Here is a 25,413-nt window from a genome sequence, read left to right on the forward strand (position 1 = left end):
TTTTTGTGAGCACTGCTGCTAGCGGCGAATTAAGGCGGCTCACCTCCTTAATTCCAACGCCGAAGCCCCTGCGCCGGGCTTCCCCCACGCTTAAGGCGGATCATCGCCTTACTCTCCCGCGCATGGCGATGAGCGGCGAGTTAAGGCGGCCCACCGCCTTAATCCCCGCATCCAACTCTCGCACTTCACACAAAAACGGCCGGAGCTCACAGCCCCGGCCGTACCTTTCATCCATCGCATAGACCGCGCGCTCCCTTGACGGCGCATACAGCATCCTCCGGAACTCGACGCGGAACCCTGTCGATTTCCCCGGAAATATTCCACGCCGTCGAATGCGGCGATACGGCGTTCTACAGCATCTGCTAGCCAATCAGTTACGGTTTCTGAACCGACTTGGAGGGAACCTCCAGTCTGGCTCTGCCCAGGAACAGGATACAGAGGATGCCCAGTGCCGCCGCGATGATGGCCCAATCGTAGACGTACGAGATCGAATCGGCCAAAGCTGCCAGCATCTTGTTCAGGATCTCCGGCGGAATCATCTTCCGGACCTGCTCCTGCAGAAGGAAGCGCCCGTCTCCGATGTCATGGCCGGCGAACATGGGATTGTCCTTAAAGGCGGTCAGACTGTTCTTCAGATGGTTGGACTGCAGAGCGCCGAAGACTGTAATCCCCAAGGTGGAGCCGATGGTCCGGAAGAAGGTGTTGAGCGAATTGACCGATCCCCGCTGGCGGAACTCCACCTTATGCAGTGCCGACATGGAGATGACGGGAAACGAAGCCCCAATCCCCAAGCCGAGCATGATCATGTACACGGTTACCTGCCAGCGGGGCGTGTCGATGGAGAGCGTCCCCAAGAGCAGCACCGCGGCTGCCATGAAGACGGCTGCGCTGAGCATGACCGTCCGGTACGAGAGCTTGCCGACGAACCGGCCACCCAGCATGCTGCTCACCACCACCGCCAGCATCATCGGCGTCAGAGTCAAGCCGGCCTCCGTCGCTTTGCCTCCGAAGACCCCTTGAATGTAGAGGGGAATGTAAGAAGCGGAGGAGATCATGATGGCTCCGTAGAAGAAACTGATCCCCATACTGGCGCTGAACAGCCGGTTCCGGAACAGCCCCAGCGGGATGAGCGGCGACGCAATCTTAGTCTGCGACCAGAGGAACACGGCGAGAAGCACCGCGAAGCCGCCGAACAGCACGAAGGAAATCATGGAGTCCCAAGCGAACTCCTTGCCTCCAAGCTCCAGGCCCAGCATGAGACAGAGCACCGACGTAACCAGCAGAACGGTTCCCGCCCAATCGATGGACTCCTTCCGGTGCTCCAGGGATTCGTGGTAGGAAATGGCGATTAAGGCAAGAGCGACGATGCCGAGCGGCAGATTGATGTAGAAGATCCACTGCCAGGCCACATAGTCGGTGAAGAACGCACCCGCCAAGGGACCCAGAACGCTGGAAATGCCGAATACGGCGCCGAACAGCCCCTGCATCTTGCCCCGCTTCTCCGGCGGGAACAGGTCGAAGACGATGGTGAACGTGATCGGCATCAGAGCGCCGCCGCCGATCCCTTGGACCGCCCGGTACAGGATCAGCTGGGTCATGCTCTGGGAGGTGCCGCACAGCGCGGAGCCGACCATGAAGGTGATCAAGCCGAATAGGAAAAACCGCTTGCGTCCGTACATATCGGACAGCTTCCCGAAGATGGGCATCCCCGCCACGTTGGTAATCAGGTACGCGGAGAAGACCCAGACGAATTTATCGAGTCCGCCGAACTCCTCGATGATCGTGGGCATCGCCGTCGAGACGATGGTTTGGTCCAATGAGGCCAGCAGGAGAGCCAGCATCAGACCGACCACGGTCCATTTGACATTCGTTCGTTTCTCTTTCAATTGTTGTCCCTCCATCAACATCATTCGTATCCTTGAAGATATCCCACCCATTATATTGCAAAACCCGGCAGCCCTCCAAATAAAAATCGCGTAAAGGAAAAGAAGTGGAAAAGATGTTTGCCTCCGGTTATGGGATCGCATATAATAAAACCACACGAGAAAAGAAATTTATATCCATGATTATTTCTATAAATTATATTTATTCTAAATTTCCCAGCAGAACCATACCATGCCTGAAAGTCCGACGGCCGTTGCAGGAGGATTCCGACCCATGAACATGAACCAGCTTGAAACCTTCATCACCATCTCCAAAACCATGAGCTTCCGCAAGGCCGGGGAGATCCTGAATCTGACCCAGCCTGCAGTCTCCGCCCAGATCAAGAGTCTGGAGGACGAGTACCAGACCGTACTCATCGACCGGAACCAGCCGGTGACGCTGACCGACAGCGGCCGCGTTTTTCTGGATCATGCCATGAAGATCGTCCGCACCGTTGAGGAGCTGAAGCAGAGGCTGGCCGATCTGGAGAATACGCCTCAAGGCCACATCCATCTGGGCACCACCACCTCCATCGCCATGCAGACGCTGCCGCGGGTTCTCTCCTACTTCCAGAACCAGTTCCCGCTCATCAAGATCACGATCCACTCCATGCCCTCCTCCCAGATTATGACCAGTGTGGAGAACGGCAGCGTGGATATCGGCATCGCCTATCTGTTCGAGAAGAATCCGTACCTGGAGTCCTCCGTCCTCTACTATGATACCTTCGAGCTCGTGGTATCCCCCGAGCATCCTTTGGCCCGGCAGAATCATGCCAGCATCGAGGAGCTGCGCCACATCCCGCTCATCATGCTGTCGCCGGACACTGCCGGCCGACGGTTCGTCGATCATCTCTTCAAGAAGCTGGACATTGTGCCGCAGACCGTCATGGAGCTCTCCAGCAGCGAGGAGGTCAAGCGGATGGTGGAGCTGAATCTGGGCGCCGCCGTCATCTCCAAGCTCTCCATCTCCAATGAGATCCGCATGGGCACGCTGAAGATGATTCAAGTCAGCGATCTGGAGATCAGCCACCCGGTGGGGGTTGTCTACAAGTCCGGCCGTTACTTGAGCTCCGCCATGCAGCAGTTCTTGAGCGACCTGAAGGGGATGCCGCAGAATCATTTCATCGGATCGGAATGACCCGGTTCGGTTGTTTACCCCGCGTGAAATAGGATACAATACCCTTAAGCTGGGGAATTCACGCGTGCGCACAAGGGGTGGAACCGTTGAAATTTGATCTACATACGCATCACAACCGCTGCGGCCATGCCCGGGGCGGCATCCGCGATTATATCGAAGCGGCCCTCGAGAGAGGCCTGCAGGTCATCGGCATATCGGACCACTCTCCTTATTTCGGGGAGAAGGCCGACCAGGCCCATCCGACCATCGCCATGGCGAAGAGCGAGTTTCCGAATTATATCGCCGAAGTGCTCCGTCTGAAGGAAGAGTATCAGGGCCGCATCGAGGTGCTTCTGGGCATCGAGTCGGACTTCTTCCCCGAGCATGCGGAGCTGTACAAGAGCCGGTATGAGCCTTATCCCTTCGACTACATCATCGGTTCCGTCCATCAATCGGACGGGGTCAGCATTTTCAACAAGAAGCGGTTCAAGGGGCTGTCCGAGGCGGAGAAGATTCGTCAGAAGGAGATCTACTACGAATTGATCGCCCAATCGGCCCGAAGCGGCATGTTCCAGATTCTCGGCCATATTGACGCCATGAAGGGCTTCTATCCCGCCTTCTCCGATATCGAGACCGACGCCGTAGACAAGACCCTCAAGATCATCGGCGAGGCCGGTATGGCCATCGAGATCAACACCTCCGGCAAAACGAAGGACGTCGGCGGCTGGTACCCCTCCGACTCCATTCTGGAACGGGCCTTATTCTACGGCATCGAGGTAACCTTCGGCTCCGACGCCCATGACCCCGAGCGGGTCGGGGACGAGTGGGAGCTGGTGGCCAAGCGTCTGAAGGAGATCGGGTTCGGCCATTGGGTATATTTCAGCAGCAAGCAGAAGAAGACCGTTCCGTTGGCTTAACGGAGGGTCTTTTTTTTCTTGGGAGGGCCAAAGTGACAGAACCGTCACCTTGGGTCCTGCATGATCGATGGCTGCTCCTCTCCACCCCCGGTATAGTGGAGCTATAAGCTTTGAAGGAGGCTGCCCCCTATGAACCCTGTCATACGTACCAAGAATCTGGCCAAGAGCTATGGCAAAACCCCGGTGCTCCGGAATATCGACCTTACGGTCCAAGCAGGCGAATTCACCGCCGTCATGGGCCCCTCCGGCTCCGGCAAATCCACGCTGATGAATGTGATCTCCACCATCGACCGCTTCACGGGCGGTGAGGTCTGGCTGGAGGAGCAGTCCCTGCTTCAGCTGGGGAAGAGCGAGCTGCGCCGCTTCCGCCAAGAGAAGATGGGCTTCATCTTCCAGGATTACAACCTGCTCGATACCTTAACGGTGAAGGAAAATATACTGCTCCCCCTCTCCCTGCGCCGGTGTCCGGCGGAGGAGATGGAGGCCCGGCTGGAGCCCATCGTACGGGCGCTGAACATCCGGGACATTCTGGACCGGTACCCGAGCGAGATCTCCGGCGGTCAAAAGCAGCGCACCGCCTGCGCCCGGGCCATCATCACCAAGCCCGCCGTCGTCTTCGCCGACGAGCCCACAGGCGCCCTGGATTCCCGGTCCGCCACCCAGCTGCTGGAGGAGCTGGTAAATCTGAACGGAACCTTCGGCACCACCATCCTGATGGTGACTCACGATATTTACGCGGCGAGCTACTGCAAGCGGGTTATTTTCCTGCGGGACGGGGCAGTCGTGAACGAGCTCTATTCGGGAGAGATGAGCCAGAGGGACTTCTACGACCGGATTCTCGAAACCCAGAGCATCATGGGAGGCAAGGTGAGATGAGCCTTCTGGATCTTACGCTAAGGAATGTGCGCCGCAACTTCCGCCTGTATACCATCTACTTGTTCTCCATGATCACGGGGGTGGTCATCTACTTCACCTTCCTGTCGCTCATGTTCAACCGGGATGTGCTGGATGCGCTCCGGAACCGGCAAAATTTCGAAGCAGGCGTCGCCACGGCCACTACGGTCATCATCCTCTTCATCGTCGTGTTCGTCCTCTACGCCAACTCCTTCTTCATGCGCCAGCGAAAAAAGGAGCTCGGCATGTACCTGCTCTACGGCATGACGGAAGGGCAGATCACCCGGATGGTCTTCTACGAAACACTGGCCATCGGCGTCTTCTCTCTGGTGACCGGCATTCTCTTGGGCGGACTCCTGTCCAAGCTGTTCGGGCGGCTGCTCATGAACCTGATGCGCTACCATCAGGTCATCTCCCTCTCGTTTCCCCTGCAGGCGGTCGGTGCTACCGTCGTCATCTTCCTCCTTCTGGCGTGCGTCATCAGCATCCAGACCCATGTCATGATTCGACGGGTGCAGCTGGTGGAGCTGTTCCATGCCAAGGAGAAGACGGAGAAGCCCGTGAAGCCTTCCCGGTGGCTGGCTCTTCTCTCCGTGACCCTGCTCGGCGCAGCCTATGCGCTTCTGGCCGCAGGCCGTGAATCCGCTGCCTGGAGGGAGCATATGGGAGCCAGTCTCATCGTCTGCACGGTTGGCATCATCCTGGGCACCTATCTGCTCTTCCGCCAGTTCGCCGGCTGGCTCTTGGAACGGCTTCGCCGGCGGCGGCGGTACCATGTGGGGAATACGGTGCTGTGGTCCTCCGCCATCCGGTTCCAGATCCGGAGCAATACGCTGAATCTGACCTTCATCTCGCTATTCAGCACCGTGATCCTGCTCTTGGTATCCTTCGTGGCCGTCAACTATGCCGTTCAGTTCGAGGCCGTTGGCCGGAACCTGCCTAACGATATCGCCTATGAAGCCCAGGACGCCTCCATGCAGGAGCGCCTGGACCGCATGATCGCCGATTCGGGCCATGCCGTTTTGGACCACCGGATCCTGGAAACGCTGCAGGTGGAAGCGAAGAGCACGCTCGGGACGGCCTTCGAGAACCCGGAATATTTCAATCCCGCTATGCTGCTCCTGGTCCCGCAGTCGGCATACAACGGAATGATGGAGCTTCGGGAGGAGCCGGAGCACCGGGTCCGGCTGGCGGACGGCGAAGCCCTCTCCCTCTCCCAAGGCATGGACCTGGGCAGCATCACCTACCCTGCAGGACAGGAGCCTCGGTTCTCGATCGCTGCCGGAGGCACTGCACTTGAAGAGCTGAAGCTGATGGAGAAGAAGGATTACGCTCTGCTTGGCTGGGCCAGCGATCCCGTACGCTCCATGCTGAAGAAGCCGGCCGTACTCGTCATCTCCGATGGAACGTATGCCAAGCTGAAGCCTTCCGCACCCGTCAAGCGGTTCGAGCTGTACAAGATCGCCGGAGCCGGACGGGCCGAGGAGCTCTCCAAGGAGCTGCATGAGCTGGTAACCGCCACCCCTGGGAGCTACTACTCCTCCTTCGCTGACGTCTACTCCAAGCAGATCGAGGGCTCCTCCCTTCTGCTGTTCTCCGGAGCCTTCCTGGCCCTGATCGCTCTGTTCGCCTTGGCCAGCGTCATCTACTTCAAGCAGCTGAGGGAAGCGGAGGACGCGAAGCAGCAGTATGCCATCCTCCGGAAGCTGGGAGTGGAGCCTTCGGAGATGAAGAGCGTCATCCGCAAGCAGCTGCTGTTCGTCTTCTCGCTGCCGCTCCTGCTGGGCACCGCCAACAGCGGGCTCATCTTCAAGACCTACATCCTTGACACCATCCAGGACTTCCCCGATCTGACCGGGATCTTCTGGGGCGTCATGGGTCTGTACGGCCTGATCTATCTCTTCTTTTACCTGTCCTCGGCCGGGATCTACTACCGGATCGTGCAGGTGAAATGATCCCTCCGACCACACGAAGACACGCCCTGAACAGAAAAAAAGCCCCGAAAAGGGCTTTTTTTCATTGGCGGAAGCCTCGGGCAGCACATGCGGCTACTCGTGAGACCGCCTCGCGGTTTGTTGCAGCAGATGCAGGTAAGGGTCGTGACTGCGCGGGAAATGAATCACCATCTCCGTGCAGCGTCCGGGATCGGAGGTGCAGGTCAGATAATGCCCCAGCTTGGCGCACAGCTCCTGGGCCAGATACAGGCCCATGCCCGTAGACTTTGTATGGATGCGCCCGTTGGCCCCGGAGAAGCCGCGGTTGAAGATCCGCGGAAGGTCCTTCGGGTCAATGCCGATGCCGTTATCCCGGATGATCAGCTGCTTCTCCTCCGGAGTGGAACGGGACGCAAGGGTAATCTCTCCCTGCTCCCCCGTATACTTCAGGCTGTTGGACAGGATCTGGTTCAAGATGAAGAGAAGCCACTTGGGATCGCTCTGCACCTTCTCCGGAAGAACCTCCAGATGAAGCCGGATCCGGCGGCTGATGAACGCCTTGGAGTGGCTCTTGACCGCCTCCTTGGCCATCTGCCCCAGGTCGCAGCTCGTGATCTCATAATCCTGGCTGAAGCTGTCCAGCTTGGCATAATAGAGGGCCAGGTCCACATAATGCTCAATCCGGGCCACCTCCTGCTCCAGCGCGGCGGGCGACATCTCCGTCTGCTGCATCAGGCGGATGACGGAGATGGGTGTCTTGATCTCGTGAAACCACGAGGCCACGAAATCATAGTATTCCCCCCGCTTGAGCTGGACGTCGTTCAGGGATCGGATATGCTCCCGCTCCTGCTCCTCCAGAGCTTGCAAACAGGCCTCCGCCTGCAGGGATAAGGGCTCGGTGTCATCCGCGTCCAACTGGCGCATGGCCTGGACCTGCTTCAGGTAGCGGTAGAGGAAGAAGCCGGCCCCGAGGAGGAGATTCAGCGCCGCCGCGTACCAGAAGGTGCCCCAGCGCCATGGTGCGCCCAGCTCCGCGTAGAGTACGGACACCGTCAGCCCGAAGGAGGCGGCGAAGGCGAGGAGATAGGGCCTCTCATACCGGAGAAACCGCTTCAGCCTCATTCGACGATATACCCCAAGCCCTTGCGGGTCAGGATGTATTCCTTCAGGCCCATCCAGGCCAGCTTCCGGCGCAGGCGGTTCACGTTAACCGTCAGTGTATTGTCGTCCACGAACTGATCGTCATGCCACAAGGCCTGCATGAGATCCTCCCGGGAGATGATCTTGCCCGCATTGCGCATCAGCGTCAACAGGATGGTCATCTCATTGCGTGTAACCTCCGAGATGCTGTCCTCATACCGGACGGACGAGTTCATCAGATTCAGATGGAGTCCCCGGTGGGACAGCTTCAGCTGGTCCTCCTGGTAGGTGTAGTTACGCCGCAGCAGCGCGTGCACCTTCGCAACCAGGACCCCGATGTCGAAGGGCTTCTGAACGAAGTCGTCGCCGCCCATGTTAATGGCCATGATGATGTCCATGTTTCCGCTCCTGGAGGAGAGGAAGATGATCGGCACCTTGGAGACGGTGCGGATCTGCTGGCACCAATAGAAGCCGTCGAATACCGGCAGATTGATATCGAGGATGACGAGATGGGGCTGATGCTTCTCGAAGTCCTCCTTCACGTTGTCGAACGCGGCGAGCTCCACGACCTCGAATCTCCATTTGCGGAGGGTATCCGCGATGATGGTGCGAATCCTGGCGTCGTCTTCCACAAGCATGATGCTGAACAAAGGCGTTGTCCTCCTTGCTCTATGCGAGTCCTTGCTTCGATTATACGATGGAATGCACCTGTTTTCACACAAAAAGAGGGCCCGAACCTATGCAGGCCGGGCCGAATATTTATATCACAAAAGGGGGGTCATGGCTACATGATACCCCGGCACTGTTAAAGAACGGTAACAGCCGGATTTCAATTGTGTTACAAGCCCCTCGACGCCCGTCTCCGATTCGTAAGGATTTTCATTATCATGATCCATAGAATGGCCATTTGCCGGAAAATCTCCCTCGCCTTATAATGCAGGTGACAACCAAACGAACCCATCGCAAAGGAGGACCGCGCTGCCATGAAGCATGACTACCATCACCTGCTCCACGTCAAGGAGCAAACCAAGTCCAAGCGGACGCTGTGGATCACCCTGTATCTGACCTTCTTCTTCACCCTCGTCGAGATCGCCGGAGGGCTTCTCTCCGGGTCCTTGGCGCTTCTGTCGGATTCCGCCCATATGATCTCCGACGTGATCGCTCTGGCCCTCAGCATGGTCGCTATCTACATGGCCACGAAGCCGCCGAACTCCAGGTTCACCTTCGGCTACCTCCGCTTCGAGATTATCGCGGCCCTCTTGAACGGTCTGGCCTTAGCCGTCATCTCCGTCGGCATCTTCATCGAGGGCATCCGCCGGTTCATCCATCAGCCGGAAGTGGATTTTCCGGTGATGCTGACCATCTCCGCCATCGGACTTCTCGTCAATATCGTACTGACCGTGGTTCTCAGCCGCAGCATGAAGGAAGAAGACAATCTGAATGTGAGAAGCGCTCTCTGGCACTTCATCGGCGACCTCTTAAGCTCCATCGGCGTCATCATATCCGCCCTGCTCATCTACGTGACCGGCTATTATTGGTTCGACCCGCTCATCAGCATCGTCATCGGCGCCATCATCTGCATCGGCGGCATCCGCATCATCCGAGAATCCTATCTGGTGCTGATGGAATCCGTACCGGCCCCCTTCGATCTGGAAGCCATCCGGCAGGACATCTTCAAGGTGGAGGGCGTGGAGGACGTCCACGAGATGCACTTCTGGGCCATCTCCACCGAGCATTATTCCTTGACGGCCCACGTCTTCGTCAGCTCCTCCATCCAGCCCCTATGCGTTATCCTGGCGATCAACGAAATGCTGAAGGAGCGCTACGGCATCGAGCACTCGACCATCCAGACCGAGCATGCCACCATCCACCCCCACGGCGAGTACGGCCGCCAGTTCCTGAAGGAGCGCGGCCTCCCAAGCGAAAACCCCATCTGCGGCTGCTAAGCCGCAATGGGGTTTTTCCTTGGGGATATCATCTGGTCCTCAGCCGATCATCGGGTGGATTGCCGTTCGACGAGCTGCATCGGGATCTGAATCTCGTGGACTCCGCTATCCGACGGTATCGACAGGTCCGGCAGCTCCGGAAGACTGCCCCGGGCGTCGTCGCCCAGATACCGGAACAGCAAACGGACGGCGTGCTGCACCTGGGCCTCCAGATCGATGGACAGGCTGGTAATGGAGGGCGAGTGGTACTTGGCGATGGCCTGGTTGTTGATGCCGCCGACCTTGAACTCCTCCGGCACCCGCCGCCCCCGCTCCCGGAGCCGGTTGATCCAGACGAAGGCTTCGTAGTCGTCGAAGCAGAGGATTCCGGCAGGCTGGCCGGGCGCCGTATGCCAGCTGACGGTCTCGATGACGGCATCCTCCGTCATCTCCTCTATGCTGATGATGGCATGGCCCAGCAGCGCCCCTCCCCTCTGCACCTCCTCGATGCCTTGGGAGAAGCCGATTCTGCGCTGCTCGTCCGTCGCACGGGCCCGGTTGCGGCTCAGATAATAGATCGACCGGCAGCCCCGCTCCGCCAGATGCCGTACCATGGCCGCCGATCCGCCGGCGAAATCCAGGTTAACGGCCCCCAGCGCCACGTCCTGCGGCCAGCCCCAGGCATTGAAGAGCACCAGGGGTGTGCCCTCGCCCACGATAGTGCGGGTCAGCTCCGGGGACATGGCCAGGCCGTGGCAGAACAGCCCGTCCACCCGCCGCTGGAGCAGCGTCTCGAGATGGCGCTGCTCCAGCTCGGGCCGGCTGGTGGAGGAATATACGGACAGATGGTAGCCGGCCGCGTGGACGGTGTCCTGCATCACGTGGGCGAAGTCCCCGAAGTAGCCGCCGAAGCCGGGCAGCAGCAAGCCCAGCTCGAAGGTCTTGCGGCGGCTCAAGCTTGCGGCCATCACGTTGCGGCGGTAGCCAAGACGGGTGGCGGCCTCCTCCACCTTGCGGATGGTCTCTTCGGTCAAGGGCACCTTCCGTCGGTTCAGGACGTTGGAGACCGTGGCGATGGACACGCCGGCGGCCTTGGCCACGTCAATGATCGTTATCTGCTTGTTCTTCAAGCGCTATCACCCTGTCAGGTATAAGTGAAGGTTAAACGTTCAAAATAACTTTCACCTTATCATACCCGACAGGATTCGTCAATCCTGCGGGCACTGGAGGCGCGCGGGCGAAGGGTTTTTGCGTTGCCACCGGAGGGTGGTTGTGCTATAGTAATGATCTTGCGCCGTATGGGAAATATTCCAAAATAAACGGCGGCCTTAGGAGGTAACTGAATTGGAAGATGACATTCAAAGTGCCTATCAAGATGAGCTCCTCCGTCTGGAGGAAACCGGCAGGATCATCAGCAAGCAGCTGGAGCGGCTCCGTTCCGTCCCCCGGTATACCGGTCACGACTTCACCGAGCAGGTGCTGGAATCGGTGCGGGAGGACGCCCGGACCCGGCTTGCCATCGCAGAGCCGGAGCCGTACTTCGGCCGGCTGGACTTCCGGGAGTCGGAGCAGGAAGCTCCCATTCCCATCTATATCGGCAAGGCCGGCATCGACCGGGAGGACAGCGGGGTGCCGCTGGTCATCGACTGGCGTGCGCCGGTGGCCAGCCTCTTCTACTCCTTCACGGGAGGCGAAGGACCAGCGGAATACGATTCGCCCGACGGGCTGATCGAAGGTCTCGTCTACCTGAAGCGGAACCTGGTGATCCGCAAGCAGATTCTCCAGCGGGTCACGGATACCTTCATCCGGGGCAGCGGCATGGAAGGCGTCTCCGACGAATTCCTCCTCTACCGCCTGGGCGAGAATAAGGATAACAAGCTGCGCGACATCGTCTCCACCATCCAGGCGGAGCAGGACAAGATCATCCGCGCCGCCAAGAACAAGGCGCTGGTCATCCAAGGCGTAGCGGGCAGCGGCAAGACGACGGTGGCTCTCCATCGCCTTGCTTTCCTGCTCTACCAATACCGGGACCAGGTACGGGCGGACCGGATGATTATTTTTGCCCCGAACCGGATGTTCCTGGATTACATCTCCGGCGTGCTTCCGGAGCTGGGCGTAGGAGATATTGCCCAGACCACCTTCCAGGATTGGGCCTTAGGGAAGCTTGAGGGCGGCCTGAAGCTGGCCGACGAAGCGAATGAGCTGGAGCGGCGCTTCGCTCCCGCCGGGAAGAAGGGCATGGCGCCGGAGGAGACGCCCTCCGGCCGGTGGAAGGGCTCCGCGGACCTGGCGACGAAGCTGGATCCGGAGCTGGACCGCTTGGAGCAGGACTACCTGGGGCACGCCGATTTCATCCCGTGGGAAGGCGCCGCCCTACTGCCGGGCAAGCTAATCCGGCAATGGTTCTACGTCGACAACCGCCACGATCCCTTGGCCAAGCGCAGAAGCCGGGTCGAAGCGCGGATCAAGCGCTGGCTGGAGATGGCGCTGGACGCCACGCGGGATCCCCGCATCCGCAAGGAGCGGAGGAAGACGGCAGGTGCCCGGCTGAAGACCTTCCTGAAGAGCTGGGCGGAGCCTACCGCCATCGCCTTCTACCGCTCCCTCTTCGAGAAGGATACGCGCCGCGATTGGATTCCGGAGAGTCTGGCCGAGGATACGCTGAAGCGTCTTAAGAAGAACGAGGTGGCGGCCGAGGACCTGGCCGCGCTTCTCTACATCCACATCCGGTTCCACGGCATCTCCGGCAACGACCGGTTCGACCACATCGTCATCGATGAGGCGCAGGACTTCTCGCCCCTGCAGGTGGAGGTGCTGAAGCGCCACAGCCGCAATCATTCCTTCACCATCCTGGGCGACCTGGCCCAAGGGATCCATGACTACAAGGGAATCGCCGCGTGGGAGGAGTTCACCTCGCTCTTCGGCGGGGAGGAAGCGGAGATGTTCCAGCTGAACCGGAGCTACCGCTCAACCATAGAGATCATCCACTTCGCCAACGGCGTGCTGAGCCACAGCGGCGTTAATGTGGAGCCGGCCGTCCCGGTCTTCCGGAGCGGCGAGCCCGTCACCGTTGCCTCCTCGCCGGCTAAGGAGCGGATGGCCGATATCATTCGGGCCGCCCGGGAGCTGACGGAGGAAGGCCACGCCACCGTGGCCGTCATCGGGCGGACCGAAGCGGAGTGCCGGAAGATCCATGCCGCGCTGGCGGAGGACGGACTGGAGGCTTCGCTCTTGACGGCCAACCACCAGGTCTACCGCGGCGGACTCTCCGTCCTGCCCGTCTACCTGTCGAAGGGCTTCGAGTTCGACGCCGTTCTGGTCACGGACACGGACCAAGCCCACTACGCCGACAGTCCCCGGGACGCCAAGCTGCTCTATGTGGCCTGCACCCGGGCGCTCCACCGCCTGCGGCTGCTCCTGACCGGCGAACCGTCCGCCCTGCTGGAGTCTTGATCCGCCGCTGTACCTACATGAACAGAAGAACCTCCCGCCCGGCGGTCCGCCGGAGGGAGGTTCTTCTGTTCATGCCCGTTCATTCGTGTCGTCCGGGTTCCCGGCCTCCACCTTCTCCGGTATCTGCCGCGAGGCCCGCTCCTGCATCTCCCGAACCTCTCCCTCATCGCCTTGAATGTTGATCCATTCGGCCAGATAGGACAGGGCCGCCGCCTCATCGGCCCCCTGCGCCTCCCGGTTCCCGTCCTCATTCACCGAGTCTCTCATACGCTCGAGCCTCCTCTTTTTTTCGATGAAACACTCCTTATCCGAACGAATATCCGGACAGCGGTAGCATTCGCCAACGGCAGGACCTCTATGCGCCGTGAGGGACTCCTCTATGAACGGTCATCTTGCAACTCCTCCCTATATCATAGATAATGAATGCAATCCTTAGGTTATTGGCATACCAACGGGCGGAGGGACAGGCAATGAACAGAGAAGATCAGGTCATCATGGGATTCAGGGACTTGTTTAACAAGATGGTATGGCTGAATAAAGGCAAGATGGAGGACCGTCTGAAGGGAGTTACGTCCTCTGAGGTCCACTGCATCGAATACATCGGCAACCATATCGACTCCAATGTAACCAAACTAGCGGAGTCCTTCTATATGACCAGCGGGGCCATTAGCAAGATGACGAAGAAGCTCATCCAGAAAGATTTGATCCAAAGCTACCAGAAGCCGGACAACAAGAAGGAAATCTATTTTCGGCTGACGGAGCAGGGACAAGAGATCTTCCGGATCCATGAAGAGCTGCACCAAGAGTTTCAAGAGCGGGACAAGGCCGTATTTGAGCAGGTAACCGACGAGCAATTCGACAGTATGCTCCGGTTCTTGGAACGGTACAGCAAGCATTTGGATGCGGAAATCAAGAAACAAGGTATTGATACGAAGCCGGACTCAGAATGAAGTCATCCCCCCATCGGGTCAAACAATCCCTCTCTTTAGGAAAGGGATTGTTTTTTTGTTGCCGAGGAAGCAAAACTGTGATACGATGTTTTTGTTTCCTGGGAAGCAATATTTCATCCGAAAGGGGAGAATGGATCTGTCCACCTTCCAATCCCATCACCAACGGAGCGCCGGCTCAGTCGACAAACGCGCTCTGCTATTCGGCCTTGTGTCCGTATTTCTATGCGGAATCGGCTTCAGTATTCTGACACCTGTCGTCCCCTTCCTTGTGCAGCCGTATATCAGCGATCCGGAGGATCAAGCCATCGCGGTTACGCTGTTGACCTCTGTCTACGCAGGCTGCGTTTTCATCGCGGCCCCCGCACTGGGAGCCTTGAGCGACCGATATGGCCGCCGTCCTTTACTTCTCTTATGCCTATTGGGTTCTGCGGCCGGTTACTTCATCATGGGGACGGGCGGAGCTCTATGGATGCTATTCGCAGGACGCATCATCGAAGGGATCGCGGGAGGAAGCATTAGCACACTCTTCGCCTATTTTGCAGACATCACTCCCAGAGAACAGCGCACCAAGTACTTCGGTTGGGTGAGCGCGGCTGCGGGCGTAGGCTCCGCCATCGGCCCGGCTCTGGGGGGGCTGCTTGCCAGGTTCGGTCATTCCGCTCCTCTGTATTTCGGGGCCATCATCACGGTCGTGAATGTCGTTTACGGGACCTTCTCGATGCCCGAGAGCCTGGACCGGAACAGCAGACTGAACAGCATCCCCTTGGTCAGGCTGAATCCATTCACACAGCTTCTCAACGTCCTCTCCATGAAGACCCTGAGACGGCTGCTTGTCTCCGCATTCATCCTATGGATCCCCAACGGATCCCTGCAGGCCGTCTTTTCCCAATTCACCCTGGATACGTTTCATTGGGCGCCTGCTCGAATCGGTCTCCTGTTTTCCATCATGGGAATCCAGGACATCATCTCCCAAGGCTTTATCATGCCCAAGCTTCTGAAAAAGCTCAGCGATGCACAGATCGCCCTGTGGGGAATGGCTTCAGAGATGATCGGCTACGGTCTGCTTGCGGCATCGGCTTGGCTCTCCTTCTCCCCTCTTCTGATTGCCGGCATGTTTATCTTTGGTTTCGGTGATTCGATCTTCGGGCCTTCCTTCAACGGAATGCTGTCCAAGTCCGGCGATGCGAGCGAGCAGGGACGGATTCAAGGAGGCAGCCAATCCATTCAGGCGCTGGCGAGAATGATCGGGCCTGTTCTCGGCGGTCCAATCTATGTATCCCTGGGTCATGCCGCCCCCTCACTTATGGGGATGATCCTGATTGCAGCGGCTATCCCCGTCCTGCATAAGAGTGCGCGCCGCCCCGCCCATCCTTGTAGGAAAGCACCAACAGCGCCATCCGATGCCGGAATGACGCTGTTTGTTCTGTCTAACGCTCCTTCGGTCAGCCGCCGATCGCGATGGAACCGGGACCGGTGAGGGCAACCGCCACCGTGGCGACCATCAGAATGAACGGATATTCAATCCCGCCCTTATCGGCAAAATACCCGTTCGGCGCATGCACCTTCACAACGGCTACCACCATGGTCAGCGCCAGAAGCACGCCCGCGACGGAGGTGAAGAGACCTGCTGCGAAGAAGAGACCGCCGGCTACCTGCGCCAGTCCTGCCAGAACGGCCATCAGCACGCCGGGCTTAATGCCGATGGACTCCATCCAGCCGCCGGTTCCCTTGGGACCATAGCCCCCGAACCAGCCGAACAGCTTCTGGGAGCCGTGGGCCGCCAGCGTCAAGCCTACCACCAAACGAATGAGCAACAAACCGAGATCCAACATGAATGATTCCTCCTTAGTATTTGCTTGTTTATGTTTTGTGACTTACTTTATGTTAGTATAATACTTCCGATGACTTACTTTTGTCAAGTAGCTATTTTAATAATATGCACTCAACTCTCTGCAATGCGAAAAGACCGGTAAAGAGCCTCATGCTCTTCACCGGCCGTTATCCCTTGCTTGATCCTCTCTGCATTCATAAGCCACCGTAACGCCGCCCCTGCCGCCGCAATAGCAATTATCCCTTCACCGAGCCCAAGGTAAGCCCTTTGACAAAATACTTCTGCAAGAACGGATACACGATCACGATAGGCAGAGATGCAAGCACGACCGTGGCCATCTGGATGGTGACCGGCTGGGGGAGCACCTCATCATTGGCCATCGCGGAATAAATATCCGCCTGCCCCACCAGAACCACCTGCCTTAGCAGGATTTGCAGCGGCCACAAGCTCGATTTGTTCAGATACAGGATGGCTGAGAAGTACTGATTCCAGTTCCCCACCGCGTAGAAGAGCGTGAATGTGGCCAAGGCCGGCAGGGATAAGGGGAGCACGATCCGTACGAAGATGCCGAAGTCGTTGCAGCCGTCGATGGTAGCGGATTCGATAATGCTCTCGTGTATGGATTCGAAGAACTCCCTCATGACCAGAATATTAAACGCCGACGCGGCGGAGGGAATGACGAGAGCCCACAAGGAATTCATCAGTCCCGTCCCCTTCACCACCAGAAAGGTGGGAATCATCCCGCCGGAGAACAGCATGGTGAACAGGATCATCAGGAGAATTCCTTTGCGCCCGCTGAAGCCCCTTCGGGAGCATACGTAAGCCGTCAGCGAGGTGACGGCCATATTGACCGTCGTCCCTACTACGGTAATCCATACCGTGTTCCGCAAGGAGCTGAAGAATACGCCCGTATTAAAAATGTACCGGTACGACGAGAAATCGAACGTGTCCGGCCACAGCATAAGCTTACCCGATACCACCTCCTTGGTGCTTGCCAAGGATTGGGCAATGACGTTCAAGAAGGGAAGAAGCGTCATCATGGAGATGATCCCCAGCACCACGTAGTTGAAGCCGTTGAAGAAGAGATCGAAACGTTTGGACTGTGACAAGAGTCCCACCTGCCTTTCGTATGGAAGCCGGCAGACCGGGGTTCAACCTCCCTCCGGCCCGCCGATTTCCGCAGTACGGTTATTTCCCAGAGGTTCTGGTCTTCCAGGCTTCCGTATATTCCTGGATGACCTGGGACCCGCCCCTTGCCTTCCATTCCGTGAACAGCTTGTCGATGGAATCTACGGGATTCTCGCCCATGACGATCTTGGCAATGCCGTCGGAGACGAATTTATTCAGATCCGCGCCCTTCTCAGCCATCGTCTTGGAGTAGAGGCCTTCCACCTGGTTCAGGTATGGAGTGCCCTCCAAAGCCACCTTGTAGGAGGTATCCTTCATCTTCTTGACCTCATCCGTGTCGGTGCTGCCATAGATCCAGTCCCCAGACGCCGGAGCGTTGGTCAGCGCGTAGAAGCTCGTTCCTTCCGTCTTGCCCTGATCCGTTAGGACCTTGGCGCCGTTCTCAACTTTATAATGAACCCCTTCCTGGCCCCAGCGCATAAAGGTGGCCCCTTCGTCGCCGATCATATCGTCCAGCATCTTCAGAATCCGCTTCACCTTAGCCTCATCCTTCCCCGCATTGGCCGAGATGGAGAAGACGCCGAAATAGCCCGGGAACTTCAGATAACCGCTGCTGCCGTCCTTGTTCTTAAGCGGCGGCAGGGCCACCAGCTGGAATTTCGGATCCACCGAACGGGCCTTCTCGTAACGCGCGGCGGAATAGAAGGTATACGCGCCATTGGCGTAGACGCCCGCTTTGCCCAAGAGGAAATCGTCCTCCACCTGCTGGTCCTTCTTGATGGCGAAGTCCTTGGCTATGATTCCTTCCTTGTACAGCTTGGCGTAGAAGCTCAGCGCTTCCTTAGCTTGGGACGTGAACTCCATAGGGAGAATGCCTCCCTTGCCGTCCTCCACCCAGTTGCCCTGGAGGGCATGCATGCCGGAGGAAACCGCATTGACACCGACTAGCCCGGCGTCGGTCATCCCGACGGACAACCCGTAGGTATCCGCCTTGCCGTTGCCGTCCGGATCCTTCTCCTTAAAGGCCTTCAGCACCTCGTAGAACTCGTCATAGGTGGTCGGGATGGACAAGCCCAGCTTATCCAGCCAATCCTTGCGCATGATGATGGTGTGGCCAGGAACGCCTCTCAGCCGTGGAATGCCGTAGATATGACCTTTGTAGGTCAGAATCTTCTTCAGATCAGCCGGTATCTTGGCAAAATTGGGGTAGGTCTTCGTATCCTCCAAATATTTCTCCAGGGGGATAAATTGGCCGTTGTCGATGGCGTTGAAGTAGATCTGGTCCAGACCGGGAAAGAGCAGCGTATCGGGAATATCGCCCGAGGCCAGCGTCACGCCCAGCTTGTTGTTGTATTCGCCGGACGCCACCGGCATGTATTCGTAGTCGATGTTGTATCGGTCGGCGATCGCCTTTTTGCCCGAACCGTTCTCCGGCGGCGCCGCCCCGTACAGGATGTTCATCGCCCGGATCTTCAATTTCTTCTCCACGGCCGGAGAGGACTTTCCGTCGGAGGATGAAGCCGTGTTGGCGGAATCGCCGCCGTTGCCCGAACATGCAGACAGAAGAGAAATGGACAGCAAGGCGCTTAAGCCGATGGATGCTATTTTTTTCAAGACAACACCTGCTTTCGAGGATTTAGTAGATGCCTTTTTCGCCCAGTCTACGGGCTAGATAATTGGATGACAGGATCAGGATCATGCCGACCAGCCCCTTGAGCAGACCCACTGCCGTTGTAAAGCTGAAATTGCCGTTAATGACGCCCACCCGGTATACATACGTCTCCAATACTTCGCCCACCTCCGATACGGAGGAGTTCAGCATCAGATACACCTGCTCAAACCCCACGTCCAGGACACTGCCCAGCCTTAGAATAAACAGCATGACGATGGTCGACTTAATGCCGGGCAGCGTGATATACCAGATTTGCCGGAGCCGTCCGGCGCCGTCAATCTTGGCCGCTTCATACAGCTCAGGATCAATCCCGGTCAGGGCCGCCAAGTAAATGATGGTCCCCCAGCCGGACTCTTTCCATATGACCTGCAGAACCAGCATGCCCCGGAAGGTCTCCTTATTGGACAGGATATTAACCGGGTCCAAGCCCCACGAGGCCAGCAGCGTATTGACCGAGCCGTCGCTCTTGAACAGCAGGTAGAAGATGCCCCCTACCACCACCCAGGACAAAAAGTGGGGCAAATACAGCGCCGTCTGAATGAATCTCTTCACGAAGGCATTGCCGATTTCATTCAGCAGAATCGCGATGACGATCGGAATGGAAAAGGCAAATACGATCTGGTAGAAGCTGATGATGATGGTATTCATGAAATAGCGGCCGATATCCGGACTTTCGAAGATGCGTCTGAAGTTGTCCAGCCCCACCCATGGGCTCTCCAGAAACCCTCTCGACGGAACATACTTCTTAAATGCGATCACGATGCCGAGCATGGGCGTGTACTTATAGACCAGGAAGTACAGGATGCCCGGCAGCGCCATCAGCCACAGATACCTCTCCTTCGCCATCCGCTGCAGAGCGCGTACCGGCTTGGGTGCCGCCCGGGTTAAGGCCCGATGACGGATTGGATTGTGTGCCTCCATATTCTCTCCCCCCCTTCTCACGGGATCATCGTATAAGATAGGGGGGCAGCGCTCAATACACGATAATTACAGCCCGTTGTGCAAAATGGGATACCCCGGAAACGGCACGGGAACCCCGCGCGGAAGGCGGAGTTCCCCTTTTTTGCATTTATTCCGGCAGCTGCAAAATTTGCTTCCGGTATGCTCCGGGTGTCAGCCCCGTCACCTTCTTGAACAGGCGGATGAAGCTTTTGACGGAGCCGTACCGCAGCTTGTCCGATATCTCCAGAATCTTCACGTCCGGATCCGCCAGCAGTTCCTTGGCGATGCCGATCCGGTAGCCGATGACATAGTCCACAAAGTTCACTCCCATGACCTTCTTGAACATGCGGCTCAGTTGGAACGGATTCAGTCCGACCACATCCGCGCACAGCTGAAGGGACAGGTCCCGGTCATAATGGGACCGGATATACGCCGTTACGGCGGCGATGGTTTGCTCCTCGCCGGAGGTTTTGGCCTCCCGGTTGGCCTGGCGGATTCGGCCGAACAGCCCTTCCTGCATGCAGACCTCCACCTCCTGAAGCGTCCGCAGCCGGGCCAGATTCAAGATCCATTCCTGCATGAGCCCTTCCCCCTGCATCTTCCCGAGCTGCTTGGCGGCGGCGTTCCACAGACGCCCGGACAAGCTGGCGAAGTAACCGAACATCTCCTCCGGTGATAAGGAATAATGGTCCCGGATCAAGTCCAGCAGCTGCTTGAACTGCTGCTCCGCTCCGTCGATGTCGTCGGCCTGGAGCGCGAGAACCATCTCCGTCTCGCAAGCATCCAGCTCCTCCGCCTCCGCCGAGACGGAGGGGTCCAGCTCATTGCACAGAATCACCTGGTTATGCCCGTAGACAAAGCTGTAGCGGAGCGCCTTGGTCCCGTCGGCATAAGCGTCGCCCAAGCCCTGCAGCCCTCCGGCGGCGTAGCTGGCGGAGATCACGCACGGCAGCTTCAGGTAGCTTCGGATAGCCTCCAACAGACGGGTCGCTCTCTCCCGCAGGGCGCGGGAATCCTGGCCTCCCTCCGTCTCCAGGATCACGGCGATGAGCCCCGGACGGACCATGATGATCTTCAGTTTGCCGTCCTCCCGCAGAAGCTCGTCGGTCATGTTCTGCACGGCGAAATAATAGAGGAACCGGTCGTTCCTCGAGTAGTGGCGGTCCAGATACAGGCGGTCCAGCTCAATGAGGTAGAGGGCGACGGTTCCCTCCCCGAAGTCCAGCAGCTGTGGGTCATGCTGGTTCTTCACATTCCCCAGGAGCAATTGGAACACCGCGTAGGTCTTGGCATCCTCCATATAGGTCCGGATGTCCTGCTGCAAGGTCCGGTTATCCTTCTCCACCGATTCGATATAGGAGGCGATGCTGCCCAACTCATTGGCACCGTTCCAAGATGAGGTCCCGAAGATCCGCTTGGTCAGGCGCTGGATGGGAGAATACAGGCTCTGGCTGGCCGCAACGGCCAGGATCAGCGCCAACAGAATGAGCCCCAGACTGATGGACCACAGCATATAGGTCAGCCGGTCGGACGGCGCCGTCAGCAGCTTCAGCGGAACGGCGGACACATAGTACCAGTCCCGGTAATCCGAATAGCGGACGTTCACGAGAGATTGAACCCCCCGGACTTTGTCGCGGAACTCCCAGCTGGAGGCCTGTTCGCCTGCGGCCAGACGGCGGAACAGCTCCGTGCCCTTCAAGGACTGTCCGATTCGGGAAGGGTCCGAGTCCAGCATGGTGGTGCCGCTGCGGTCCAATACCAGATACTCCGTCCCCGTACCGCCGGACGAGAGAAGGCTGCGGCTCACGGAGGCGGCATTCAGATAGACGATGACCACGCCCTCCACTTTGGAGGTCTGTTTGTCCTGCACGGGACGGGTATAGGCCAGGAGATCTCCTTGCAGCCGGGCGTTGATATCCTTGCGGGTGTTGATCCATGTGCCATGGGCGGCGGTACGCGCCTGCTCCAGCACCTTGGGATCCTGGAATTCATCCTCGCTTAGGATCAAGCCGCTCGAGGTCAGGATTTTGCCGTACGGAATATTGTAGAAATCCACCTCGGCCACATGCTCCAGGCCGCTGCGCAGATTGGTCAGAATATTGTTCAGGTCCCACACCATGGCATAGTTTGTATAGGACAGGTCTTTCCGGACATAGGGAAGGAAGGCGGAATATTGGAAGGAGTATTGGAGCATCAGATTGTCCAGCTTGCGGAACTCCCCGTTCATCTCGTTCTCCAGACTGCGGAGGGCGGAAGCGTTCATCTGGTACGTCTGCTTCGTGATGGTTCGTCCGCTGTAGGCGGCGGAGAACCAGCCCATCAGCGCAACGGGTACGCTGGATAAGAGCGTGAGATAAATGAGCAGCTTCATCTTCATGGAGCCGGAACGGACCAAACCGGATATCATCGGGGCTCTCCTCCGTTACATAGGGATCTTACCTCCCATTCTACCCGAATGGAGCCGATACGGTCATCCGTTATTCCCCAGGCAATCGGCTCCCACTTCTTGCAGCACGTCCGGCAAATATGGGGTATTGACGGCCTTGCACCCGCCCCGCGCACAAAAAAAAGAGGCCTCCGGACGCCATATCGTCCTGAACTGCCTCTTCTACAGATGTATGCTCTTTCCGCTTTTTCCTATCTTGCCTCCGGTCCACTGAACAAGGCGGCGAATGTCCCGTAGCCCTCCTCCTCCAGCTTGCTCTTCGGGATAAACCGGAGCGACGCCGAATTGATGCAGTAGCGCAGTCCGGCCGGTCCCGGGCCGTCCTCGAACACATGGCCCAGGTGGGAATCCCCCTCCTTGCTCCGGATCTCCGTCCGGAGCATCCGGTGGCTGACGTCCACATGCTCGGTTACGGCTCCCTCGTCTATGGGCTTCGTGAAGGACGGCCAGCCGCAATGGGAGTCGAATTTGTCCAGCGAGCTGAAGAGGGGCTCCCCGGAGACGATATCCACGTAGATGCCCTCCTCCTTATGGTCCCAGAATTCGTTGCGGAAGGGAGGCTCCGTGCCGCTATTCTGAGTCACCTCGTACTGTATCGGAGTCAGCCGCGCCTTCAGCTCCGCATCCTTCTGCTTGTCCTTCCACGCCGTCTTCAGAAACTGCTTCCGTCCGGATCCTGTATAGTAGGCCTGATAGCGGACGGGGTTCGTTTTGTAATAATGCTGGTGGTAATCCTCGGCCGGATAGAAGGGAGCCGCCGGGAGGATGGGGGTCGCGATGGGCTTAGAGAATATTCCGCTTTCGGCCAGACGCTGCTTGGAGGCTTCCGCTGTCCTCCGCTGGTCCTCCGAGTGGACGAAGATGGCCGTCCGGTAGGAGGAGCCCCGGTCGGCGAACTGTCCGCCGGGATCCGTAGGATCGATCAGCCTCCAGAACAGCTCCACCAGCTCCTCGTAGGGATAGACGGATGGATCGAAGGTGATCTGGACCGCCTCGTAATGGCCCGTCTTGTCGGAGCAGACCTGCTCATAGGTCGGATGAGGAACATGTCCTCCGGTATAGCCGGACACAACGGAGACGATGCCCGGCTGCTCGTCGAACGGCTTCACCATACACCAGAAGCAGCCGCCTGCGAATGTCGCTTTTTCATATGTGTTACTCACGATGAAGTCCTCCTTATTTCGAATGAGTCTTTGTCTAGAATCATATCAGAATTACCTCGCCCATGAAAGGAAAACGGTCCTTCCTCGCTTGAACTGCTGCGGCCGTTCGTATAGATTAGGGAGAAATGGAGGGGAGCCGGACGAGAAGCCGGCCCCCGGTAGGAGGACGAGAATGGGAAAGCTCGCACTTAGCGTATTGGATCTGGTGCCGGTTCTGAGCGAATCAGGAGATGCGGAGGCGGTCATGGAAGCAGTGAAGCTGGCGCAATGCGCCGAAAACGCAGGCTACCGCCGCTACTGGGCTGCCGAGCATCACGATCTGCCGGGGCTGGCCTGCGCCTCCCCCGAGGTGCTGTTGGCCCATATCGGGGCGCGGACAGAGCGGATCCGGCTGGGCACCGGCGCCCTGCTGCTGCCCCATAACCAGCCGCTGAAGGTGGCGGAGGTCTTCCATATGCTGTCCGTGCTGTATCCGGATCGGGTCGACCTCGGTGTCGGAAGAGCGCCCGGCGGGTCCGCCCATGCGAGTATGGCGCTCAGCGGCAATTTCCTGGAGCGGGTGCACCGGCTGCCGGAGGCTCTGAGAGACCTGAATAAGCTCGTGCAGGGTTCCTATACCTACGAGGACGAGCCACTAACAGCCCGACCGGTGCCGCAGACTCCTCCGGAGCTGTGGCTTCTGGGCACCCGATCGAAGAGCGCGGCTTATGCGGCGGAGCTGGGCTGGGGCTTCGTATTCGGGCAGTTCATGAGCGATGCGGACGGGGTGGACGTCATTCGCAACTACCGGGAAACCTTCGTGCCCTCCCGGAATCAGGCGCAGCCGAAGGTGATCCTCGCCGTGGGGGCCGTCTGCGCGGAGTCCGAGCATGAGGCGATGGAGCTGGCCGCAGCATCGCGGATGCCCGGTGGTCCCGGTCCGCTCGAGGAAGGCTCCGCTATTCCCGCAGGTTCTGGCCCGGAGGAGGCGCGGAACCGGCTGCTGGCGGGGCGCCCGGACCAGGTTGCCGATGGGCTCCTGGAGATGGCGGAGCGTTACGGAGCGGAGGAATGCCTGATCGTCACCATGATCCGGGACTATGCCCTTCGCCGCCGCTCCTATGAGCTGCTGGCCGAGGCGGTGGGCCGGCTGAGTTCTACGCAATAAGACCGCCCCCCGCTCCATACGGAGCGGAAGGCGGCCTGGTGATGGGCAGCGGCAGCGGATCTTCGACTTAGACGCTGAGCCACTTGCGGAACAAACGCTTGGTGGTTTCGCCGTTCATGGCGGCGATGGAGGTGGTCAGCGGGATGCCCTTCGGACAGGAGCGCACGCAGTTCTGCGAGTTGCCGCAGCCCTCGATACCGCCGTCGGTCATCAGCGCATCGAGACGCTCGTCCTTGTTCATCTCCCCTGTCGGGTGAGCGTTGAACAGTCGGACCTGGGAGATCGCCGCGGGACCGATGAAGTCGGTCTTCTCGTTCACGTTCGGGCAGGACTCCAGGCAGACGCCGCAGGTCATGCACTTGGACAGCTCATAAGCCCATTGGCGCCTCGACTCGGCCATCCGGGGTCCGGGACCAAGGTCGTATGTGCCGTCGATGGGGATCCAAGCTTTGACCTTCTTCAGCGCATTGAACATCCGGCCACGGTTGATGACCAGGTCCCGGATGACCGGGAACGTGGACATCGGGGCGATCCGCACCGGCTGCTCCAGCTTGTCGATGAGAGCGGTGCAGGCCTGGCGGGGCTTGCCGTTGATGACCATGGAGCAGGCGCCGCACACTTCCTCCAGACAGTTGGATTCCCAGCACACGGGGCTGGTCTTCTGTCCCTTGGCGTTGACGGGGTTCCGCTGGATCTCCATCAGCGCGCCGATCACGTTCATGTTCGGGCGGTACGGAATCTCGAACTCCTCCGCGTAGGACTTGCCGTCCGAGCCGTCCTGACGGGTGACGACCAGCTTGATGGTCCGGTTGCTAGCGGTCGTTTCAGCCAT

General features: G+C 58.6%; 20 protein-coding genes and 1 pseudogene. 9 read left to right on the top strand and 12 right to left on the bottom strand.

Annotated elements, in window-relative coordinates:
- Positions 1-374: 374 nt before the first annotated feature.
- Positions 375-1,901, bottom strand: coding sequence for an MDR family MFS transporter (locus ACSEXW_RS02100; RefSeq protein WP_438444443.1), 1,527 nt, complete (start codon positions 1,899-1,901; stop codon positions 375-377).
- 256 nt (positions 1,902-2,157) lie between these two features.
- Between ACSEXW_RS02100 and ACSEXW_RS02105 the strand changes: the two genes are divergently transcribed.
- From ACSEXW_RS02105 to ACSEXW_RS02120, 4 genes are all read left to right on the top strand, one after another.
- Positions 2,158-3,060: a LysR family transcriptional regulator gene (locus ACSEXW_RS02105; protein WP_438444444.1), complete on the top strand. Its 903-nt coding sequence runs from the start codon at positions 2,158-2,160 to the stop codon at positions 3,058-3,060.
- A gap of 86 nt (positions 3,061-3,146) precedes the next feature.
- Positions 3,147-3,956, top strand: a complete 810-nt coding sequence (locus ACSEXW_RS02110; RefSeq protein ID WP_438444445.1) for a histidinol-phosphatase — start codon at positions 3,147-3,149, stop codon at positions 3,954-3,956.
- Between the two features lie 129 nt (positions 3,957-4,085).
- Positions 4,086-4,832: an ABC transporter ATP-binding protein gene (locus ACSEXW_RS02115; RefSeq protein ID WP_438444446.1), complete on the top strand. Its 747-nt coding sequence runs from the start codon at positions 4,086-4,088 to the stop codon at positions 4,830-4,832.
- On the top strand, positions 4,829-6,805 hold the full coding sequence (locus ACSEXW_RS02120) for an ABC transporter permease (RefSeq protein WP_438444447.1): 1,977 nt from the start codon (positions 4,829-4,831) through the stop codon (positions 6,803-6,805). Before ACSEXW_RS02115 ends, ACSEXW_RS02120 begins: the two co-directional genes overlap by 4 nt.
- Before the next feature lie 93 nt (positions 6,806-6,898).
- On the opposite strand, the gene ACSEXW_RS02125 is transcribed toward ACSEXW_RS02120, so the two are convergent.
- A complete protein-coding gene (locus ACSEXW_RS02125) occupies positions 6,899-7,906 on the bottom strand; it encodes a sensor histidine kinase (RefSeq protein WP_438444448.1) in 1,008 nt (335 codons plus the stop codon).
- Positions 7,903-8,562 (bottom strand): response regulator, encoded by a 660-nt coding sequence (locus tag ACSEXW_RS02130; RefSeq protein WP_438444829.1) that lies wholly within the window; start codon positions 8,560-8,562, stop codon positions 7,903-7,905. The genes ACSEXW_RS02125 and ACSEXW_RS02130 overlap by 4 nt, the downstream gene beginning before the upstream one ends.
- Before the next feature lie 345 nt (positions 8,563-8,907).
- On the opposite strand from ACSEXW_RS02130, the gene ACSEXW_RS02135 reads away from it, so the two are divergent.
- Positions 8,908-9,870, top strand: coding sequence for a cation diffusion facilitator family transporter (locus ACSEXW_RS02135; protein WP_438444449.1), 963 nt, complete (start codon positions 8,908-8,910; stop codon positions 9,868-9,870).
- A 47-nt stretch (positions 9,871-9,917) separates the two neighbouring features.
- On the opposite strand, the gene ACSEXW_RS02140 is transcribed toward ACSEXW_RS02135, so the two are convergent.
- Positions 9,918-10,979: a LacI family DNA-binding transcriptional regulator gene (locus tag ACSEXW_RS02140; RefSeq protein ID WP_438444450.1), complete on the bottom strand. Its 1,062-nt coding sequence runs from the start codon at positions 10,977-10,979 to the stop codon at positions 9,918-9,920.
- A 214-nt stretch (positions 10,980-11,193) separates the two neighbouring features.
- Between ACSEXW_RS02140 and ACSEXW_RS02145 the strand changes: the two genes are divergently transcribed.
- Positions 11,194-13,302 carry a HelD family protein gene (locus ACSEXW_RS02145; RefSeq protein ID WP_438444451.1) on the top strand — a complete coding sequence of 703 codons (2,109 nt, stop codon included), beginning with the start codon at positions 11,194-11,196 and terminating at the stop codon, positions 13,300-13,302.
- Between the two features lie 69 nt (positions 13,303-13,371).
- On the opposite strand, the gene ACSEXW_RS02150 is transcribed toward ACSEXW_RS02145, so the two are convergent.
- A complete protein-coding gene (locus tag ACSEXW_RS02150) occupies positions 13,372-13,569 on the bottom strand; it encodes a hypothetical protein (RefSeq protein ID WP_438444452.1) in 198 nt (65 codons plus the stop codon).
- 203 nt (positions 13,570-13,772) lie between these two features.
- Between ACSEXW_RS02150 and ACSEXW_RS02155 the strand changes: the two genes are divergently transcribed.
- On the top strand, positions 13,773-14,252 hold the full coding sequence (locus tag ACSEXW_RS02155; RefSeq protein WP_438444453.1) for a MarR family transcriptional regulator: 480 nt from the start codon (positions 13,773-13,775) through the stop codon (positions 14,250-14,252).
- 136 nt (positions 14,253-14,388) lie between these two features.
- Positions 14,389-15,600 (top strand): annotated as a pseudogene (locus ACSEXW_RS02160) (MFS transporter); the annotation flags it as partial.
- Positions 15,601-15,694: 94 nt separating this feature from the next.
- Here ACSEXW_RS02160 and ACSEXW_RS02165 read toward each other — a convergent pair.
- From ACSEXW_RS02165 to msrA, 6 genes are all read right to left on the bottom strand, one after another.
- Positions 15,695-16,084 (bottom strand): DoxX family protein, encoded by a 390-nt coding sequence (locus ACSEXW_RS02165; RefSeq protein ID WP_438444454.1) that lies wholly within the window; start codon positions 16,082-16,084, stop codon positions 15,695-15,697.
- A gap of 235 nt (positions 16,085-16,319) precedes the next feature.
- Positions 16,320-17,192 carry a carbohydrate ABC transporter permease gene (locus ACSEXW_RS02170; RefSeq protein WP_438444455.1) on the bottom strand — a complete coding sequence of 291 codons (873 nt, stop codon included), beginning with the start codon at positions 17,190-17,192 and terminating at the stop codon, positions 16,320-16,322.
- A 79-nt stretch (positions 17,193-17,271) separates the two neighbouring features.
- Positions 17,272-18,825, bottom strand: a complete 1,554-nt coding sequence (locus tag ACSEXW_RS02175; protein WP_438444456.1) for an extracellular solute-binding protein — start codon at positions 18,823-18,825, stop codon at positions 17,272-17,274.
- A 22-nt stretch (positions 18,826-18,847) separates the two neighbouring features.
- On the bottom strand, positions 18,848-19,804 hold the full coding sequence (locus ACSEXW_RS02180) for an ABC transporter permease (protein ID WP_438444457.1): 957 nt from the start codon (positions 19,802-19,804) through the stop codon (positions 18,848-18,850).
- Positions 19,805-19,952: 148 nt separating this feature from the next.
- Positions 19,953-22,232 carry an AraC family transcriptional regulator gene (locus tag ACSEXW_RS02185; protein WP_438444458.1) on the bottom strand — a complete coding sequence of 760 codons (2,280 nt, stop codon included), beginning with the start codon at positions 22,230-22,232 and terminating at the stop codon, positions 19,953-19,955.
- 230 nt (positions 22,233-22,462) lie between these two features.
- Positions 22,463-23,434 carry a peptide-methionine (S)-S-oxide reductase MsrA gene (gene msrA, locus ACSEXW_RS02190; RefSeq protein WP_438444459.1) on the bottom strand — a complete coding sequence of 324 codons (972 nt, stop codon included), beginning with the start codon at positions 23,432-23,434 and terminating at the stop codon, positions 22,463-22,465.
- Positions 23,435-23,606: 172 nt separating this feature from the next.
- On the opposite strand from msrA, the gene ACSEXW_RS02195 reads away from it, so the two are divergent.
- Positions 23,607-24,581, top strand: coding sequence for an MsnO8 family LLM class oxidoreductase (locus tag ACSEXW_RS02195; RefSeq protein ID WP_438444460.1), 975 nt, complete (start codon positions 23,607-23,609; stop codon positions 24,579-24,581).
- A gap of 67 nt (positions 24,582-24,648) precedes the next feature.
- Here the strand turns inward: ACSEXW_RS02195 and sdhB are convergent, their stop codons facing one another.
- Positions 24,649-25,413: a succinate dehydrogenase iron-sulfur subunit gene (gene sdhB, locus ACSEXW_RS02200; RefSeq protein ID WP_438444461.1), complete on the bottom strand. Its 765-nt coding sequence runs from the start codon at positions 25,411-25,413 to the stop codon at positions 24,649-24,651.

It is taken from the genome of Oryzibacillus soli (genome assembly GCF_051594765.1).
In the GTDB taxonomy this organism is placed as follows: Bacteria; Bacillota; Bacilli; order Paenibacillales; family NBRC-103111; genus Paenibacillus_AR.

Bases quoted from the DNA above. Each gene is read 5' to 3' on its own strand.
- ACSEXW_RS02100 (WP_438444443.1), bottom strand. From the start codon at position 1,901: ATGGAGGGACAACAATTGAAAGAGAAACGAACGAATGTCAAATGGACC.
- ACSEXW_RS02105 (WP_438444444.1), top strand. From the start codon at position 2,158: ATGAACATGAACCAGCTTGAAACCTTCATCACCATCTCCAAAACCATG.
- ACSEXW_RS02115 (WP_438444446.1), top strand. From the start codon at position 4,086: ATGAACCCTGTCATACGTACCAAGAATCTGGCCAAGAGCTATGGCAAA.
- ACSEXW_RS02120 (WP_438444447.1), top strand. From the start codon at position 4,829: ATGAGCCTTCTGGATCTTACGCTAAGGAATGTGCGCCGCAACTTCCGC.
- ACSEXW_RS02125 (WP_438444448.1), bottom strand. From the start codon at position 7,906: ATGAGGCTGAAGCGGTTTCTCCGGTATGAGAGGCCCTATCTCCTCGCC.
- ACSEXW_RS02130 (WP_438444829.1), bottom strand. From the start codon at position 8,562: ATGCTTGTGGAAGACGACGCCAGGATTCGCACCATCATCGCGGATACC.
- ACSEXW_RS02135 (WP_438444449.1), top strand. From the start codon at position 8,908: ATGAAGCATGACTACCATCACCTGCTCCACGTCAAGGAGCAAACCAAG.
- ACSEXW_RS02150 (WP_438444452.1), bottom strand. From the start codon at position 13,569: ATGAGAGACTCGGTGAATGAGGACGGGAACCGGGAGGCGCAGGGGGCC.
- ACSEXW_RS02155 (WP_438444453.1), top strand. From the start codon at position 13,773: ATGAACAGAGAAGATCAGGTCATCATGGGATTCAGGGACTTGTTTAAC.
- ACSEXW_RS02165 (WP_438444454.1), bottom strand. From the start codon at position 16,084: ATGTTGGATCTCGGTTTGTTGCTCATTCGTTTGGTGGTAGGCTTGACG.
- ACSEXW_RS02180 (WP_438444457.1), bottom strand. From the start codon at position 19,804: ATGGAGGCACACAATCCAATCCGTCATCGGGCCTTAACCCGGGCGGCA.
- ACSEXW_RS02185 (WP_438444458.1), bottom strand. From the start codon at position 22,232: ATGATATCCGGTTTGGTCCGTTCCGGCTCCATGAAGATGAAGCTGCTC.
- ACSEXW_RS02195 (WP_438444460.1), top strand. From the start codon at position 23,607: ATGGGAAAGCTCGCACTTAGCGTATTGGATCTGGTGCCGGTTCTGAGC.
- sdhB (WP_438444461.1), bottom strand. From the start codon at position 25,413: ATGGCTGAAACGACCGCTAGCAACCGGACCATCAAGCTGGTCGTCACC.